This is a genomic window from Elioraea thermophila (ex Habib et al. 2022), from assembly GCF_003336755.1.
Lineage (GTDB): Bacteria > Pseudomonadota > Alphaproteobacteria > Acetobacterales > Acetobacteraceae > Elioraea > Elioraea thermophila.
Window position 1 is genome coordinate 12847 of the sequence record NZ_QMDI01000013.1, and the last position, 15469, is coordinate 28315.

Sequence of the window (15469 nt, forward strand, 5' to 3'; positions counted from 1 at the left end):
CAAGCGCCGAGGTGCGCTACGCACTATGGACGGGCCGGTGGCGAGCCCGACGGGGAGAAGGGAGACGGACCGATGAGAATATCTGCCAGTCGTCGTGCGGTTCTGGCCGCAGGGCTCGCCCTGGCGGCCTCGCCCTTGCCGAAGCCGGCCATCGCGCAGGGTGCGCCGCTGCGGATTGGCGTGATCACCACCCTGTCGGGGCCGGGCGGCTATCTCGGCGCCGATGCGCGCGACGCGCTGCAACTGGCGGCGGAAATGAACGGCGGACGGCTCGGTGACGTGCCGGTGCAGTTCGTGGTCGAGGACGATGCGCTGCGACCGGCCCAGGGCAAGCAGATCGCCGAGCGCTTCCTCCGCAACGAGCGGATCCGCCTCTTCACCGGCGTGATCTTCTCGAACGTTCTGGGGGCGGTGGTGCCTGACATCCTCGATGCCGACGGCATCTATGTCTCCTGCAACGCCGGCCCCTCCAACTTCGCCGGGCGCGAGTGCCGACGCAACTACTTCGTCGTCTCCTGGCAGAACGACAACCTCCACGAGTCGGCCGGCGCGCTGGCCAACATCATGGGCTATCAGCGGGTGTTCATCCTGGCGCCGAACTACCAGGCCGGGCGCGACGCCCTCACCGGATTCAAGCGCCTGTTCCGAGGCACGATCACCAACGAGGTGTACACGCGCCTGGATCAGACCGACTACGCCGCAGAGATGGCGCAGATTCGCGCCGCGCGACCCGATGCGGTGTACCATTTCCACCCGGGGGGCCTCGGCATCGCCTTCATCCGGCAATACGCTCAGGCCGGGCTTCTCGGCACGATCCCGCAGGTTCTGCCCGCCCCGTCGATGGACGTCGTGACCTTGGCGGCGGTCGGTGATGCGGCGGAAGGTGTCGACGTTTCGAGCCATTGGAACAGCGACTTCGACAATGCCGAGAGCCGCCGCTTCGTCGATGCGTTCCGGCGTCGATACAATCGCATGCCGACCTACTATGCCCAGCAGGCCTACGACACGGCGCTCGCCATCGGTGCCGCCTTGCGCGGTACCGGCGGCTCCGTGAGCGACCCCGAGGCCTTTCGCACGGCCATGCTGCGAGCCGATTTCCCCTCCACGCGCGGCAATTTCCGCTTCGGCCCGAACCAGCACCCGATCCAGGACTGGTACGCGCTGAAGGTGGAGCGCGTCGGGGGCCAGCTCGCCCTCGTCACCAAGCGCAAGATCCTCGAGAACCACAGCGACGCGTACGCGGCCCAGTGCCGCATCTGAGCCGGTTGCCGGAGGGGACGGCGTGGCGCTGCTGGTCGAGCAGCTGCTGAACGGCATCCAACTCGGCGTCACCCTCTTCCTTCTGGCGGCCGGGCTGACGCTCGTCTTCGGCATCATGGGCGTGATCAATCTCGCCCATGGCTCGCTGTACATGATCGGTGCCTTCGCGGCCGCGTTCGTCGCGGCCGAGACCGGCAGCGTGCTGCTCGCCCTGCTCGGCGGCCTGGTCGCAGCCGGGCTCACCGGCATGGCGATCGAGTTCGTGGTCCTGCGGCGGCTCTACGCCCGCGACCATCTCGACCAGGTGCTGGCGACCTTCGGCCTTATCCTTTTCTTCAACCAGGGCATGGTGATCCTGTTCGGCCGTCAGCCGATCTTCGTCGCCCTGCCGCCGTTCCTCGCCGGCGCCGTCGAGATCCTCCCTGGCGTTCCCTATCCGGTGTATCGCCTGCTGATCATCGTGCTCGGGCTCCTGGTTGCGCTCGGCCTGTGGTTCCTGATCCAGAAGACGCGCATCGGCGCGCTGGTGCGGGCGGGAGCGACGCATCGTGAGATGGTGCGCGCGCTCGGGGTCGACATTCGCCTGCTGTACACGCTCGTCTTCGGCCTCGGTGCACTGCTTGCCGGCTTCGCCGGCGTCATGGCGGGGCCGGTCTACTCCGTGAACGTCGGCATGGGCGAGCAGATCCTCATCCTCACCTTCGTCGTGGTGGTGATCGGCGGGGTGGGCTCGATCCGGGGAGCGATGTTCGGAGCGCTGCTGGTCGGCATCGTGGACACCATGCTCCGCGCTTACGTGCCGGGCCTTTTGCGGACGATGATGGACGCCTCGCAGGCGGACATGCTCGGCGCGGGCCTCGCGTCGATGGGCGTCTATCTGCTGATGGCGCTGGTGCTGCTTCTGAAGCCGCGCGGCCTCTTCCCCGCACATGCGTGACCGCCTGCTCCTGCCGCTCCTGCTCGCGGTGGCAGTGGCGGTGCCCTGGGTCGCCGAGGCGTTCGGCACGCCGGCTACCGTCGGCCTTGCCACGCGCATCGCGATCTATGCGATCGCCGCCGCCTCGCTGAACCTCGTTCTCGGGTTCGGCGGTCTCGTCTCCTTCGGGCATGCCGCATATTTCGGGCTTGGCGGCTACACCGTCGGCATCCTGTGGGAGCATTTTCGCCTCGGCGAGCCCTTCCTCGGGATCATTCCGGGCAGTGCGGATCTCCTCGTCACCTTTCCCTCCGCACTCCTCGTCGGAGGGCTTGCCGCAGCCGCCATCGGCGCGCTCTCCCTGCGAACCTCCGGCGTGCAGTTCATCATGATCACGCTGGCCTTCGCACAGATGGTGTACTTCCTGTTCGTCTCGCTCGCGGTCTACGGCGGCGACGACGGGTTGATGATCCGTCGCACCAACGCCTTCCTCGGGCTCAACCTGCGCGACCCGGCGACGATGTACTGGCTGTCGCTCGGCGTCCTGGTGGTCTGGCTCTGGCTGCTCGGGCGCATCGTCCGCTCCCGCTTCGGCAGGGTGGTCGAAGGGGTGCGACAGAGTGAACGGCGCATGGCGGCGATCGGCATCTCGACCTATCCCTACAAGCTCGCCGCCTTCACCATCTCGGGCATGGGCTGCGCCGCGGCCGGAGCGTTGTGGGCCAACTACGCGCGCTTCGTCAGCCCCGACATGATGCATTGGACGAAATCGGGCGAACTGATGATCATGGTGATCCTCGGCGGCATGGGCACGCTCCTCGGGCCCGTGCTCGGCTCGGCCGCCCTGGTCGGGCTCGAGTACCTGCTCTCGGGCCTGACCGAACACTGGCAGTTCGTGCTCGGGCCGATCCTGGTGCTGATCGTGCTCTTCGCACGCAAGGGGCTGATCAGCCTGCTGCCCGCCCGGGGTCGGCTCCGTCATGGCTGAGCCGGTGCTGGCACTGCAGGGGCTGCACAAGCGATTCGGCGGCGTTGTTGCCACGGACGATCTCAACCTCGAGGTGCGGCCGGGCGAAATCCACGCCCTGATCGGCCCGAACGGTGCCGGCAAGACCACGGTGATCGGCCAGATCTGCGGCGAGATCACCCCGGATTCCGGACGGATCCTCTTCGCCGGCGCCGACATCACGGCGCTGAGCTTCGCCGAGCGCGTCCGCCGCGGCCTGGCGCGCACCTTCCAGATCGTCCAGCTCCTCGACGACGACACGACCCTGGAGAACGTCGCGCTCGCCGTGCAGGCGGCGCAGGGGCATTCGTTCCGGTTCTGGACCGATGCGCGGCTCGACCGGCGGCGCACCGACCGGGCGCGGGCCCTGCTGGGCGAGGTCGGCTTGCCGCAGGAGCGTTGGCGCGTGCGCGCTTCCGACCTCAGCCATGGCGAGCGGAAGCAGCTGGAACTCGCGATCGCGCTCGCGCGCAACCCCAAGCTGCTGCTGCTCGACGAGCCGATGGCCGGTCTCGGCGCGGCGGAGTCCCTGCGCATGACGGAGGTGCTCCGCGGGCTGAAGGGCCGCATTCCCATGCTGCTCGTCGAACACGACATGGACGCGGTGTTCGCGCTGGCTGATCGGGTATCGGTGCTGGTGTCCGGCCGCTGCATCGCTTCGGGGCTGCCGGAGGCGATCCGCGCCGATCCCGTCGTGCGTGAGGCCTATCTGGCCGAGGAGGAGGCCTGATGCTCGAGGTATCCTCGCTGCACGCGGGTTACGGGCGAAGCGAGGTGCTGTTCGACGTGAACCTCGCCGTCGCCGAGGGTGAGGTGGTCACGTTGCTTGGTCGCAACGGTATGGGCAAGACCACCACCGTCAGGGCGATCATGGGCCTCAACCCACCGCGCGGTGGCAGGGTGCGGTTCCTCGGTCGCGATGTCGCAGGCCTCCCACCGGAAGCCATCGCACGCCTTGGCGTCGGTCTCGTTCCCGAGGGACGGCAGGTGTTTCCCACCCTGACCGTGCGGGAGAACCTCGAGGCGACCGCAGCCAATCGCTCGGGCAGCGCCCGACCGTGGCGCCTGGCCGATGTCTTCGCGCTGTTTCCGCGCCTGCGCGAGCGCGCCGATCAGCTCGCCCGCACCCTCTCGGGAGGCGAACAGCAGATGCTCGCGATCGGTCGGGCGCTGATGACCAATCCGCGTCTCCTCATCCTCGACGAGGCGACGGAAGGTCTCGCCCCGGTCGTCCGCGCCGAGATCTGGGCGACGCTCAGGACTCTGAAGGAGCGCGGGCAGGCCATCCTGGTGATCGACAAGAATCTTCCGGCGCTGATGAAATTGGCCGACCGCCACTTCGTGCTCGAGAAGGGGCGCACGGTGTGGTCAGGCACTGCCGCAGAGCTGAAGGCGGAGTCCGAACGCGTGAAGGGCTGGATCGGCGTTTGAGCCGCCGCACGCTGGCGCACCAGCCGTCTCCCCCGCGCATGCGCGGAAGCACCCCATGACCCACGTCTCCATGGCTTGCGTCGCAAGTCGAGCAAAGGAATGGTGAACCCGACGCGCAGTCCGATCAGGGCGAGCCTTGCGCGGCGCAGAGAGCTTTCGCTTCCGACCGTTTCAACCGGCGTCTCCGGCAGTGGCATCGGGTGAAGTGAGGCGAAGGGGTCTCTCGGTCGGACGGGTCTTCGGCTCTGCGCGGTCGTCCCGCTGATCCGCTGCAGGGGATGGGGTGTCGAACGATCCCGCGTCCTGACCTGCGACCGCACGCGGTGATCGAAGGGAAAATTGTCGTTCGCGAACGTTTCGGAAGCAGGAGGCCGGCCCCGCATCGGCTCGGTCGAGCCGCGCAGTCCGAAGCGGTCGAAGGGCACGTCCTCCGCTGCCGGCCCGGAGCAGCGGCGGATCATCGAATATGCGCTCCTCGCGGTGGTCTTGGAGGCCGAAATCCGTTCGGACCGTCCTGCATGTCGTTTCCGATCGGGCATGTTGTCGCAAGGCCAGGGCCCCTGTGAAGCGTTCGACGATGAGGTTGGCGAACCGGTCTCCGCGCGTGGCCCCCTCCTGTGGCCCCGTGGTCGCCGCCCTGGCCAGGAACAGGCGCCTGGTTGCGGTCCTGCCGTTGCGTACCGGGCCGCGGGCCGCGACGCCGCAGCGCAGCTTGGCGCTCCGGTTCTCAGTGGCATGGGTGGGGTGACAAGGCGCCGAGGGTCGCGCTCGGCAAGTCAGCGTCCGGGCGGATCATCATGCTCAAGGTCGATGAACAGGAGCGGTTCAAACCCAAGCCTCCTTGTCGACCTTCGACCGACGCGCGAGGTGCGGACCGCGAACCTGGCGACGCGCCCGCTCATGCCCGACGGGACGACGGCCCCGCCTGACCCCAAAGCACGGTGAGGGGTGGCCAGCCCCATCATGCAGGCGAAGAGCTTTCCTTCCGCTCATCTTCAGGAGAGGTGATTTTGCGCTGACCACTCCGGGTCGGACAGGATCGGCGAAGCGGAGACCAGCGGTTGCAAGCACACGTGTCTCGTCCCGTGCCGACAGCACTGGCAGACCGCCTCGCCGACCACCCCGTCGGTCGGGGCCGGACTCGTTTCACGCTGCCTTCGCCCGCACGCCCATCGCCGCGAGCGCCCCCAGCACCTCGCGGGCAAGCCGGACCCGGGCAGAAACGTCCGTCAGGTCGCGCGCGACGAACAGCCGATGATCGGGGCGTAGCTTGGCGAGGCCGGCTTGCTTCTGGATCCAGCCGACGAGGCCCACGGGGTCGCGGAACGTGTTGCCGCGGAACTGGATCACCAGGCCCTTCGGCCCGGCATCCAGCTTCTCAACGCCCGCCTCGCGGCAGAGGCGCTTGATGCCCATCACGGCCAGAAGGTTCTCCACTTCGACCGGCAGCGGGCCGAAACGATCGACGAGTTCGGCCGCGAGCGCCTCGCTCTCCGCATCGGAGGCGAGCGCGCCGATGCGGCGGTAGAGCCCAAGGCGGACGGGCAGGTCGCGCACATAGCTCTCGGGGATCAGCACCGGCAGGCCGAGGTTGATCTGCGGCGTCCAGTCGCGGTCGCTCTCGGCCGCCCTGCCCTCGCCCGACTTCAGCTCGGCCACCGCCTCCTCCAGCATCTGCTGGTAGAGCTCGATGCCGACCTCGCGGATGTGGCCCGACTGCTCCTCACCGAGCAGATTGCCCGCCCCGCGCAGGTCGAGATCATGCGAGGCGAGCGTGAAACCAGCCCCCAGCGTGTCGAGCGCCTGCATCACCTCGAGCCGCTTCTGCGCGGTGGGGGTGAGCTTGCGGTCGGCCGGGATGGTGAGATAGGCATAGCCGCGCAACTTTCCGCGCCCGACACGACCGCGCAGCTGATAGAGTTGGGCGAGGCCGAACATGTCGGCACGATGAATGACGATCGTGTTCACCGCCGGCAGATCAAGCCCCGATTCGATGATGTTGGTGGAGAGGAGCACGTCATACTGCCCGTCCTGGAACGCGGTCATGACGCGTTCGAGCTCGGAGGCCGCAAGCCGGCCGTGTGCCTCCACCACCTTCAGTTCGGGTGCCAATTCGGCGATGCGCTCGCGCACCTTCGGCAGGTCCTCGATGCGCGGCACCACCCAGAACACCTGCCCACCACGGAACCGCTCGCGCATCAAAGCCTCGCGCAGCACCACCGGGTCGAAGGGGAGGATGAAGGTGCGTACGGCAAGGCGATCGACGGGCGGGGTGGCGATCAGGCTCATCTCGCGCACGCCCGTCAGCGCGAGTTGGAGCGTGCGCGGGATCGGGGTCGCGGTGAGGGTGAGCACGTGCACCTCGGCGCGCAGCTGCTTCAGCCGCTCCTTGTGCGCCACACCGAAGTGCTGCTCCTCGTCGATGATCAACAGGCCGAGGTCGGCGAATTCGATCCCCTTGGCGAGCAGGGCGTGCGTGCCGACGACGATGTTCACCGACCCGTCCGCCAGGCCGCGCTTCACCTCCGACGCCTCCTTGGCGGAGACGAGACGCGAGAGTTGCGCGACCCGCACGGGGAAGCCGCGGAAGCGGTCGGCGAAGGTGCGGTAGTGCTGGCGCGCGAGCAGCGTGGTGGGAACGACGACGGCGACCTGCACGCCCGACATCGCGGCGACGAAGGCGGCGCGCAGCGCGACCTCCGTCTTGCCGAAGCCGACATCGCCGCAAATCAGGCGATCCATCGGCCGGCCGGAGGCGAAGTCCTCCAGCACGTCGGCGATGGCGCGCGCCTGGTCTTCGGTCTCGGCATACGGGAAGCGGGCGCAGAACTCGTCCCACAGCCCCTCGGGCGGAAGCAGCGTGGGTGCATCCTTCAGGCGGCGCGCGGCGGCCACTTTCAGCAGCTCCGCCGCCATGTCGCGGATGCGCGCCTTCATCCGCGCCTTGCGGTTCTGCCACGACGTGCTGCCGAGCTTGTCGAGCGCGACCCCCTCGCCCTCGCCGTAGCGCGACAGCACTTCGATGTTCTCGACGGGAACGAACAGTTTGTCGCCGCCGTCGTAGACGATCTTCAGGCAGTCGTGCGCCGCGCCCTGCACCTCGAGCGTCACGAGGCCCTCGTAGCGACCGATGCCGTGATCGGCGTGCACGACGAGATCGCCCTCCGCGAGCTCGGTCGCTTCGGCGATGAACTGATCCGCCCGCTTGCGTCGCTTCGGCGGGCGCGAGATCCGCTCGCCGAGGATGTCCTGTTCGGCGATGACGGCGAGCCCCGGCGCGAGGAAGCCGCGTTCGAGGCCGAGCACCGCGAGCGCGATCACGCCCCGCGGCAGGGCCTGCGCCTGCGCGAACGTCTCCACCGGCTCCGCCGTCGCCGCGCCGTGTTCGGCGAGCAGGGCGCGCAGCCGCTCGCGCGACCCGGGGGTCCAGGCGGCGACGATCACCCGGTGCCCCTGCCCGATCAGCGCATCGGCATGTTCGGCCAGCGCATCGAACACGTTCTCGCCCCGCGCCCGAACCTCCGCAAATTGGCGCCCCGGCCGGCCTCCGCCCTCCACCACCTCGGGCCCGGATCCTTCCGGCTTGGCGAAGGGCGCGAACTGCACCACCTGCGCCCTCTCCAGCATCGCCTCCCACCCGGCGCGATCGAGATAAAGACGCTCGGGCGGCAGCGGGTTGTAGGGAAGCTCCCCTTCGCTGAGGCGGCGCAGGTCGGGGTTTCGGCGCGCGGCGTAATGATCCGCGATCATCTCGAGCCGCGTCTCGAGCACCGCCTCCGCCTCGTGGTCGAGCCCGACCCGGCAATCGGGCAAATAATCGAGCAAGGTGGCAAGGTGCTCATGAAAGATGGGCAACCAATGCTCCATGCCCTGGAAGCGCCGCCGGGCCGAGACCGCCTCGTAGAGCGGGTCGTCCGCCGCCGCACCGAACAGCTCGCGATAGGCGGTGCGGAAGCGGGCGACCGAGGCGTCGTCGAGGAAGACTTCGGAGACGGGCTTGAGATCGACCCGGGGAAGTACGCCCGTGGAGCGTTGCGAGAGCGGGTCGAAACTGCGGATCTCCTCCACCTCGTCGCCGAAGAGGTCGATGCGAACCGGCTCCTCGCGCCCGGCGGGGAAAAGGTCGATCAGGCCGCCGCGCACGGCGTATTCGCCGGGCTCGATCACGGTGTTGGCGCGGCCATAGCCGTTCGCCTCGAGGAAGGCGACGATGCGGTCGAGCGGAAGGCGCGCGCCCTTCGTCACCGTCAGCACCGCGTCGCGGAACACTTCGGGTGCCGGCACGCGCTGCACGAGCGCGTTCACCGTGGTCAGCACGATGCGCGGCGCGGCGGGTGGAACGAGCAGCCGGGTCAGCGTATCGATCCGCCGCGCGGTGATTTCCGGGTTCGGCCCTACCCGGTCATAGGGCAGACAGTCCCAGGCCGGGAACTGCAGCACCTCCGCCTCGGGCGCGAAGAAGGCCAAGGCCTCGGCGAGCCGGCTCATCCGCGCATCGTCGCGGCACACGTGCAGCAGGCTCCCGGCGTGCTCCGCCCGTGCCCGCGCGATCAGTGCGGCGTCGAAACCATCCGGTGCGCCTGCGAGAACGATGCGTCGCTCAGCCATGCGCGCCCATCCGTCGTGCCTCCGCCCAGGCGAGCATGGCCCGCAGCACCGGGCCGTCGTGCTCGGCGGGCGGCGGGCGGCGGCCCGTCAGCCAGTCGAACAGGTCGGGGTCGGGAAGGTCGAGCACGGTCTCCAGCTCCTCGAGCGCCGCCTCGTCCATCGTCGCGATCGTCTCGGCGACGAAACCGCCGATCAGCGCATCCGTCTCGCGCGTGCCGCGGTGGCGGGCGCGAAAGAGCAGGCGTTTGCGTCTTGGATCCATCGGGCAAGCGCGCGGTCCGAGGCAACGACGAGCGGGGGAGCGGGCTTTCGGCCCCTCCCCTCGCGCTGTCATATACACCGGCCGTCGGTCCTGTCAGCCCGTGAGCCGCCCCGACACGCTCCTGCCCCTGTTCGCCGCCCTCTCGTCCCTGCCGGGGGTCGGGGCGCGGCGCGAGACCCTGCTCGCCCGGGCGGCGGGCGGGGCGCGGGTGCTCGACCTCCTCTTCCACCTCCCCGATCGGCTGATCGACCGCCGGCTGCGCCCTCCCATCGCCGCCTGCACGCCCAGCCAAGTGGCGACCCTCGAGGTGACGGTGGAGCGGCGGCGGGAGCCGCGCAGCCCGGCCGCACCTTGGGTGATCACGGTGAGCGACGGGACGGGGGAGCTCGACGTGCTCCTGTTCGGCAAAGGGGCCGCCAGGGCGGGGCTGCTGCCGCTCGGCGCGCGCCGGCTCCTTTCGGGCGAAATCCGGCTCGATCGCGGGCGACTCGTCATGCCGCACCCGGACTTCATCCTGCCGCCCGAGCGGGAAGCGGAGCTCCCCGAGGTCGAGCCGGTCTATCGCCTGACGGCGGGGCTGGCGCCGTGGGAGGTGCGACGCGCCGTCGCCGCCGCGCTGGCACGGGTGCCGGAGCTGCCGGAATGGGTCGACCCCGCACTTCTTTCCCGCCGCGGCTGGCCCTCCTGGCGGGAGGCGATCGCGGCGGCGCACGCCCCGGCAAACGAGGCCGACCTTGCCCCCCTCGCCGCCGCACGCCAGCGCCTCGCCTACGACGAACTCCTCGCCCAACAGGTGGCGCTCGCCCTGTCGCGCCGGCGGTTCCGCACCCTGCGCGGCCGCCCCCTCGGCGGAGACGATGCCTTGCGCGCCAAGGCCCTGGCCGCCTTCGGCCACCCCCTCACCCCCTCCCAGGAAAAGGCGCTGGCCGAGATCGACGCCGACCTCGCCGCGCCGAACCGGATGCTCCGCCTGCTGCAGGGCGACGTCGGCGCCGGCAAGACCATCGTCGCCACGCTCGCCATGCTGCGCGCGGTGGAGGCGGGGGCGCAGGCCTGCCTGATGGCGCCGACCGACCTGCTCGCCCGCCAACACGCGGCCACCATCGGGCGGCTCGCCGCCGCCGCCGGGGTGACGACCGTCCTGCTGACAGGCCGCGAGACCGGCAAGGCGCGACAGGCCGCCCTCGCCGCCCTCGCCTCCGGCACGGCGGGGATCGCCATCGGTACCCATGCGCTGTTCCAGGAGGACGTGCGCTTCCGCGACCTCGCGCTCGCGGTGATCGACGAGCAGCATCGCTTCGGCGTCCATCAGCGCCTCCTGCTGCAGGCCAAAGGGGGCGAGGTCGACGTGCTGGTGATGACCGCGACCCCGATCCCGCGCACCCTGCTGCTCACCGCCTGGGGCGACATGGACGTGAGCCGCCTCGCCGGTCGCCCGCCCGGCCGCCGCCCCGTCACCACGCTGGCCAAGCCCGCCTCCAAGCTGGACGAGGTGGTGGCGGCGGTCGGCCGCAAGCTCGCCGCCGGGGCGCGCGTCTATTGGGTCTGCCCCCTCGTGTCGGAGAGCGAGTCGGCCGACCTCGCCGCCGCCGAAGCCCGCGCCGCGGCGCTGGCGAAGCGGTTTCCCGGGCGGGTCGGCCTCGTCCACGGCAAGCTGGGCGCCAAGGCGCGCGACGCCGCGATGGCCGACTTCGCCGCTGGCCGCATCGGCCTCCTCGTCGCCACCACGGTGATCGAGGTCGGCGTCGACGTGCCGGAGGCGAGCGTGATCGTCATCGAGCAGGCCGAGCGCTTCGGCCTCGCCCAGCTCCATCAGTTGCGTGGCCGGGTCGGGCGCGGGCGCGAAGCCTCCTACGCCATCCTGGTCTATGACGATGGCGCGAGCGAGATGGCGCGCCGGCGCATCGCCACACTGTGCGAGACGGACGACGGTTTCGCCATCGCCGAGGCCGACCTCGAGTTGCGCGGCGGTGGCGACCCGCTCGGTGTGCGCCAGTCGGGGCTTCCGCAATTCCGCCTGGCCGAACTCCCCGCCCATGCCGACCTGATCCCCCTCGCCCGCGACGACGCCGCGCTGCTGCTCGCGCGCGACCCCGAACTCGCCTCGCCGCGCGGGCGGGCGGTGCGGCTCCTTTTGCATCTGTTCGAACGCGAGGCGGCGATTCCCACCTTCCGCGCCGGCTGAGCCCTGGCGCAGGCGTGAGCAGCGCGGGGCAGACCTCGCGGAAGCGATGCCTTGATCGGCGAAGCATTTCCGCTACATCCCGCGCCGCACGCGCGAGGATGGCGGGACGATGGCGGCGATGATCGAGGCTCTGGGGCTCGTCAAACGCTTCGGCCCCGTCACGGCGGTGGATCAGGTGTCGCTTGCCGTCGCGCGCGGCGAGGTGCTCGGCTTCCTCGGCCCGAACGGCGCGGGCAAATCGACCACGATGAAGATGCTCGCGGGTTATCTGCTCCCCACCCGCGGCACCGCCCGGCTCTGCGGCCACGACGTGCTGGAGGAGCCGCTCGCCGTGAAGCGCGTGCTCGGCTACCTGCCGGAGGGGGCGCCGACCTACCCCGACATGACGGTCGCCGCCTTCCTCGACTGGATCGCCGCCGTGCGCGGCTTCGACGGGCGGGAACGGCGGGCCCGCGTCGAGCGCGCGGTGCGGCTCGCCACCCTGGGCGACGTGCTGTTCTATCCGATCGAGGCGCTCTCCAAGGGTTTCAAGCGCCGCGTCGGGCTCGCCCAGGCGCTGCTGCACGACCCCGAGGTGCTGATCCTGGATGAGCCGACCGACGGGCTCGACCCGAACCAGAAGGCCGAGGTTCGGCGGCTCATCACCACCATGGCGCCCGAGAAGGCGATCATCATCTCCACCCACATCCTCGAGGAGGTGGAGGCGATCTGCACGCGGGCGGTGGTGATCGCGCGCGGGCGCATCGTCGCCGACGCCACACCGGCCGAACTCGCCGCCCGCAACCGCTGGCACAACGCGACCACCGTAGTGGTGCACGAGACGGAGGCCGACGCCGCCGAGGCCGCGTTGCGCGCCGTGCCGTCCGTCGCTGCGGTGGAACGCTCGGCGCGCGTCGGCACGGGGTTCGTCGCCCTCTCCGCCCTGCCGCGCGACGGGCACCCCATCGAGGGTGCCGTGCGCGACGCGCTGGCCGCGGCCGGTGTTGCACCGCGCGAGCTGTTCGTCGAGCGGGGGCGTCTCGATGAGGTGTTCCGCGATCTCACCCTGAAGGAGGCCGCCTGAGCGATGCGTACGCTCCTCGTCATCGCCCGGCGCGAACTCGCCGCCTACTTCGCGACCCCCGTCGCCTACGTCTTCATCGTCATCTTCCTCGTCCTGCTCGGTGCCCTCACCTTCTCGGTCGGCAACTTCTTCGACCGCGGCCAGGCCGATCTCGCCCCTCTCTTCTCCTTCCTGCCCTGGTTGTTCCTGCTGCTCATTCCCGCCATCACCATGCGGCTCTGGGCGGAGGAGAGACGGTCGGGCACGATCGAACTCCTGCTCACCCTGCCCGTGGCGCTCTGGCAGGCCGTACTGGGCAAGTTCCTCGCCGCTTGGGCCTTCGCCGCCATCGCGCTCGTGCTGACCTTCCCGATGGTGATCACGGTCAACGTGCTCGGCACGCCGGACAACGGCGTCATTCTCGCGGGATACGCGGGCGCGCTCTTGCTCGCCGGGTGCTATCTCGCGATCGGGGCGGCGATGTCGGCGCTGACGCGCAACCAGGTGATCGCCTTCGTGCTCGCGGTCGCCGCGTGCTTCGTCTTCACCGTGTTCGGCAGCCCGGTGGTGGCCGGTTTCCTCGCCGAGGCGCTGCCCTCGGGCGTGCTCGAGGCGGCGCGTCGGGTGAGCCTGATCGGTCGCTACGACGGCATCACGCGTGGCGTGGTGGCGCTGAGGGATCTCGTGTTCTTCGTCACCTTCATCGGCTTCTGGCTCTACGCCAACGCCGTCATCGTCGAGTGGAAGAAGGCCGCCTGAGCGATGGAAGGATCGGCCGCCATCCTGACGCGTTCCAGCCCGCCCGCCGAACCGGCTCCCGGGCGGCGGCCGCGGCGGCGTCTTCTCTCCGCCGCCGGGCTCGCGGCCGCCCTGGTGCTCGTCGTCGGCATCAACATCCTCTCCGAAACGTTCCTTGGCCGGTATCGTCTCGACCTGACCGAGAACCGCCTCTACACCCTCTCCGAGGGCACGAAGACCGTCCTGCGCCAGATCCCGGAGCCGATCACGCTCCGCCTGTTCTACTCGCCCAGGCTCGGGCGCGACATTCCGCTCTACGCCTCCTACCACACGCGGGTGCGCGAACTTTTGGCCGAGTACGCCGCACTCGCCGGCGGCAAGCTCCGGCTCGAGTTCTACGAACCCGAACCCTTCAGCGACCTCGAGGATCGTGCCATCGGCTACGGCCTGCAGGGTGTGCCCGTGGATCAGTCGGGCGAGCAGGTGTTCTTCGGGCTCGCCGCTTCCAACCTGCTCGATGAGGAGCGCGTCATCCCCTTCTTCCAGCCCGAGCGCGAGCGCTTCCTCGAGTTCGACCTCACGCGGCTGATCTACGAACTCTCCAACCCGAAGAAGCCGGTGGTCGGGCTCATGACGGGCCTGCCGGTGAACGGCGAGATGCGGGGGCCCTTCGGCCGGCCCACCCCGCCGTGGACGGTGGTGACCCAGATGCGCCAGTTCCTCAGCGTGCGCGAAGTGCCGCTCGATGCCGCAGAAATTCCTGCCGACATCGACGTGCTGATGCTGGCGCACCCGCAGAACCTCGCCGAACGCACGCAGTACGCACTGGATCAGTTCGTGCTGCGCGGCGGCCGGCTGCTGCTGCTGCTCGATCCCCATTCCGAGGCGCAGGCCTCCCGCCCCGGCCCCGGTGGCGTGCCGCCGCGCGACACCGCCTCCGACCTGCCGCGACTGCTCGCGGCCTGGGGCATCGCCTTCGACCGCGACAAGGTGGTGGGCGACTTGCGCGGGGCGATGCGGGTGCGCGCAGGCGAACGTGACCGGGTCCAGGCGGTGGATTACGTCGCCTGGTTCACCGCCTCCGGCCCCGGCCAGATCAACCGCGCCGACCCGGCCACGGGCGAGCTCAACCAGATCGCCTTCGCCTCTGCCGGCTTCCTCACCCCGCGCGAAGGGGCGCCCGGTTCGTTCGAGCCCCTGATTACGACCAGCCCGGAGGCCGGGGTGATCGATGCCGCGCGCGTCCGAGTCGAGCCCGATCCGACGCGGATCCTCGCCGAGTTCCGCCCCGAAGGAACCCCCCGCGTGCTCGCCGCCCGGGTCCGCGGCACCTTCGAGACCGCCTTTCCCGATGGTCCCCCGAAGGCGGAGGGCGAGGCCGAGCCCGCACGCAGCGCGCCGCATCTCGCCCGCTCGAACGGCACCTCGACCGTAGTGGTGATCGCGGATTCGGACGTGCTCGAGGACCGGTTCTGGGTGCGCGTGCAGGACTTCTTCGGCCAGCAGGTCGCCACACCTGTCGCCGACAACGGCGCGCTGATCGTCAACCTGCTCGACACGTTGTCGGGATCGGAGGCGCTGATCGGGCTGCGTTCGCGGGGCGAGAGCCGCCGGCCGTTCGAGCTCGTCGACCGCATGCGGCGGGAGGCGGAGCGCGAGTATCGCGCGCGGGAACAGGCCCTGCTCAAGCGGCTCGAGGAGCTGGAGAAGACCATCCGCGACATCCGCCGTGGTGCGGGTGAAGGGGCGCGCGCCGAGGCCATCCTGACGGCGGACCAGCGCGAGGCGATCGAGCGCGCGCGGGCCGACATTCTCGCCACGCGGCGGGAGCTGCGCGACGTGCAGCGCGACCTCCGCCGCGACATCGAGAACCTGCAGACGACGCTCCGGCTCGCCAATATCGTCGCTGTGCCGGCGGTGGTCAGTCTGGTCGCGATCGGCCTTGGGGTGTGGCGGATCAGGCGGCGCGCGCGACGCGCCGAGGAACCGCGCCAGGCGCACGCATGACGCAGATTGCGTTG

The 15469-nt window shown here is 70.1% G+C and carries 11 protein-coding genes; 9 read left to right on the top strand and 2 right to left on the bottom strand.

Going from position 1 to position 15469, the window contains the following annotated elements; all coding sequences use genetic code 11:
- Positions 1–72 precede the first annotated feature (72 nt).
- From DWB05_RS13660 to DWB05_RS13680, 5 genes are read left to right on the top strand one after another with little or no spacing between them, the layout of a single operon-like run.
- Positions 73–1260 carry an ABC transporter substrate-binding protein gene (locus DWB05_RS13660; protein WP_114377774.1) on the top strand — a complete coding sequence of 396 codons (1188 nt, stop codon included), beginning with the start codon at positions 73–75 and terminating at the stop codon, positions 1258–1260.
- A gap of 22 nt (positions 1261–1282) precedes the next feature.
- Positions 1283–2197 (top strand): branched-chain amino acid ABC transporter permease, encoded by a 915-nt coding sequence (locus DWB05_RS13665; protein ID WP_114377775.1) that lies wholly within the window; start codon positions 1283–1285, stop codon positions 2195–2197.
- Positions 2190–3164: a branched-chain amino acid ABC transporter permease gene (locus tag DWB05_RS13670; protein ID WP_114377776.1), complete on the top strand. Its 975-nt coding sequence runs from the start codon at positions 2190–2192 to the stop codon at positions 3162–3164. Before DWB05_RS13665 ends, DWB05_RS13670 begins: the two co-directional genes overlap by 8 nt.
- Positions 3157–3912 (top strand): ABC transporter ATP-binding protein, encoded by a 756-nt coding sequence (locus DWB05_RS13675; protein ID WP_114377777.1) that lies wholly within the window; start codon positions 3157–3159, stop codon positions 3910–3912. The genes DWB05_RS13670 and DWB05_RS13675 overlap by 8 nt, the downstream gene beginning before the upstream one ends.
- Positions 3912–4613, top strand: coding sequence for an ABC transporter ATP-binding protein (locus DWB05_RS13680; RefSeq protein ID WP_114377778.1), 702 nt, complete (start codon positions 3912–3914; stop codon positions 4611–4613). The genes DWB05_RS13675 and DWB05_RS13680 overlap by 1 nt, the downstream gene beginning before the upstream one ends.
- Positions 4614–5759: 1146 nt before the next feature.
- Here the strand turns inward: DWB05_RS13680 and mfd are convergent.
- Positions 5760–9221: a transcription-repair coupling factor gene (gene mfd / locus DWB05_RS13685; protein WP_114377779.1), complete on the bottom strand. Its 3462-nt coding sequence runs from the start codon at positions 9219–9221 to the stop codon at positions 5760–5762.
- Positions 9214–9483, bottom strand: coding sequence for an FAD assembly factor SdhE (locus tag DWB05_RS13690; RefSeq protein ID WP_114377780.1), 270 nt, complete (start codon positions 9481–9483; stop codon positions 9214–9216). The genes mfd and DWB05_RS13690 overlap by 8 nt, the downstream gene beginning before the upstream one ends.
- A 100-nt stretch (positions 9484–9583) precedes the next feature.
- Here DWB05_RS13690 and recG point away from each other — a divergent pair, with 100 nt between their 5' ends.
- The 4 genes from recG (at position 9584) to DWB05_RS13710 (ending at position 15455) form a co-directional block, all read left to right on the top strand.
- Positions 9584–11668 carry an ATP-dependent DNA helicase RecG gene (recG, locus tag DWB05_RS13695; RefSeq protein WP_114377781.1) on the top strand — a complete coding sequence of 695 codons (2085 nt, stop codon included), beginning with the start codon at positions 9584–9586 and terminating at the stop codon, positions 11666–11668.
- Between the two features lie 109 nt (positions 11669–11777).
- Positions 11778–12731 carry an ABC transporter ATP-binding protein gene (locus DWB05_RS13700; protein ID WP_198669183.1) on the top strand — a complete coding sequence of 318 codons (954 nt, stop codon included), beginning with the start codon at positions 11778–11780 and terminating at the stop codon, positions 12729–12731.
- 3 nt (positions 12732–12734) lie between these two features.
- A complete protein-coding gene (locus DWB05_RS13705) occupies positions 12735–13469 on the top strand; it encodes an ABC transporter permease subunit (RefSeq protein ID WP_114377782.1) in 735 nt (244 codons plus the stop codon).
- Between the two features lie 3 nt (positions 13470–13472).
- Positions 13473–15455, top strand: coding sequence for a GldG family protein (locus DWB05_RS13710; RefSeq protein ID WP_114377783.1), 1983 nt, complete (start codon positions 13473–13475; stop codon positions 15453–15455).
- The last annotated feature ends 14 nt before the right edge of the window (positions 15456–15469 follow it).

What these genes read in the sequence shown, in the direction of transcription:
- DWB05_RS13670 (WP_114377776.1), top strand. Translation starts at nt 2,190, where the DNA reads ATGCGTGACCGCCTGCTCCTGCCGCTCCTGCTCGCGGTGGCAGTGGCG.
- mfd (WP_114377779.1), bottom strand. Translation starts at nt 9,221, where the DNA reads ATGGCTGAGCGACGCATCGTTCTCGCAGGCGCACCGGATGGTTTCGAC.
- DWB05_RS13700 (WP_198669183.1), top strand. Translation starts at nt 11,778, where the DNA reads ATGGCGGCGATGATCGAGGCTCTGGGGCTCGTCAAACGCTTCGGCCCC.
- DWB05_RS13705 (WP_114377782.1), top strand. Translation starts at nt 12,735, where the DNA reads ATGCGTACGCTCCTCGTCATCGCCCGGCGCGAACTCGCCGCCTACTTC.
- DWB05_RS13675 (WP_114377777.1), top strand. Translation starts at nt 3,157, where the DNA reads ATGGCTGAGCCGGTGCTGGCACTGCAGGGGCTGCACAAGCGATTCGGC.
- DWB05_RS13710 (WP_114377783.1), top strand. Translation starts at nt 13,473, where the DNA reads ATGGAAGGATCGGCCGCCATCCTGACGCGTTCCAGCCCGCCCGCCGAA.
- DWB05_RS13680 (WP_114377778.1), top strand. Translation starts at nt 3,912, where the DNA reads ATGCTCGAGGTATCCTCGCTGCACGCGGGTTACGGGCGAAGCGAGGTG.
- DWB05_RS13690 (WP_114377780.1), bottom strand. Translation starts at nt 9,483, where the DNA reads ATGGATCCAAGACGCAAACGCCTGCTCTTTCGCGCCCGCCACCGCGGC.
- DWB05_RS13660 (WP_114377774.1), top strand. Translation starts at nt 73, where the DNA reads ATGAGAATATCTGCCAGTCGTCGTGCGGTTCTGGCCGCAGGGCTCGCC.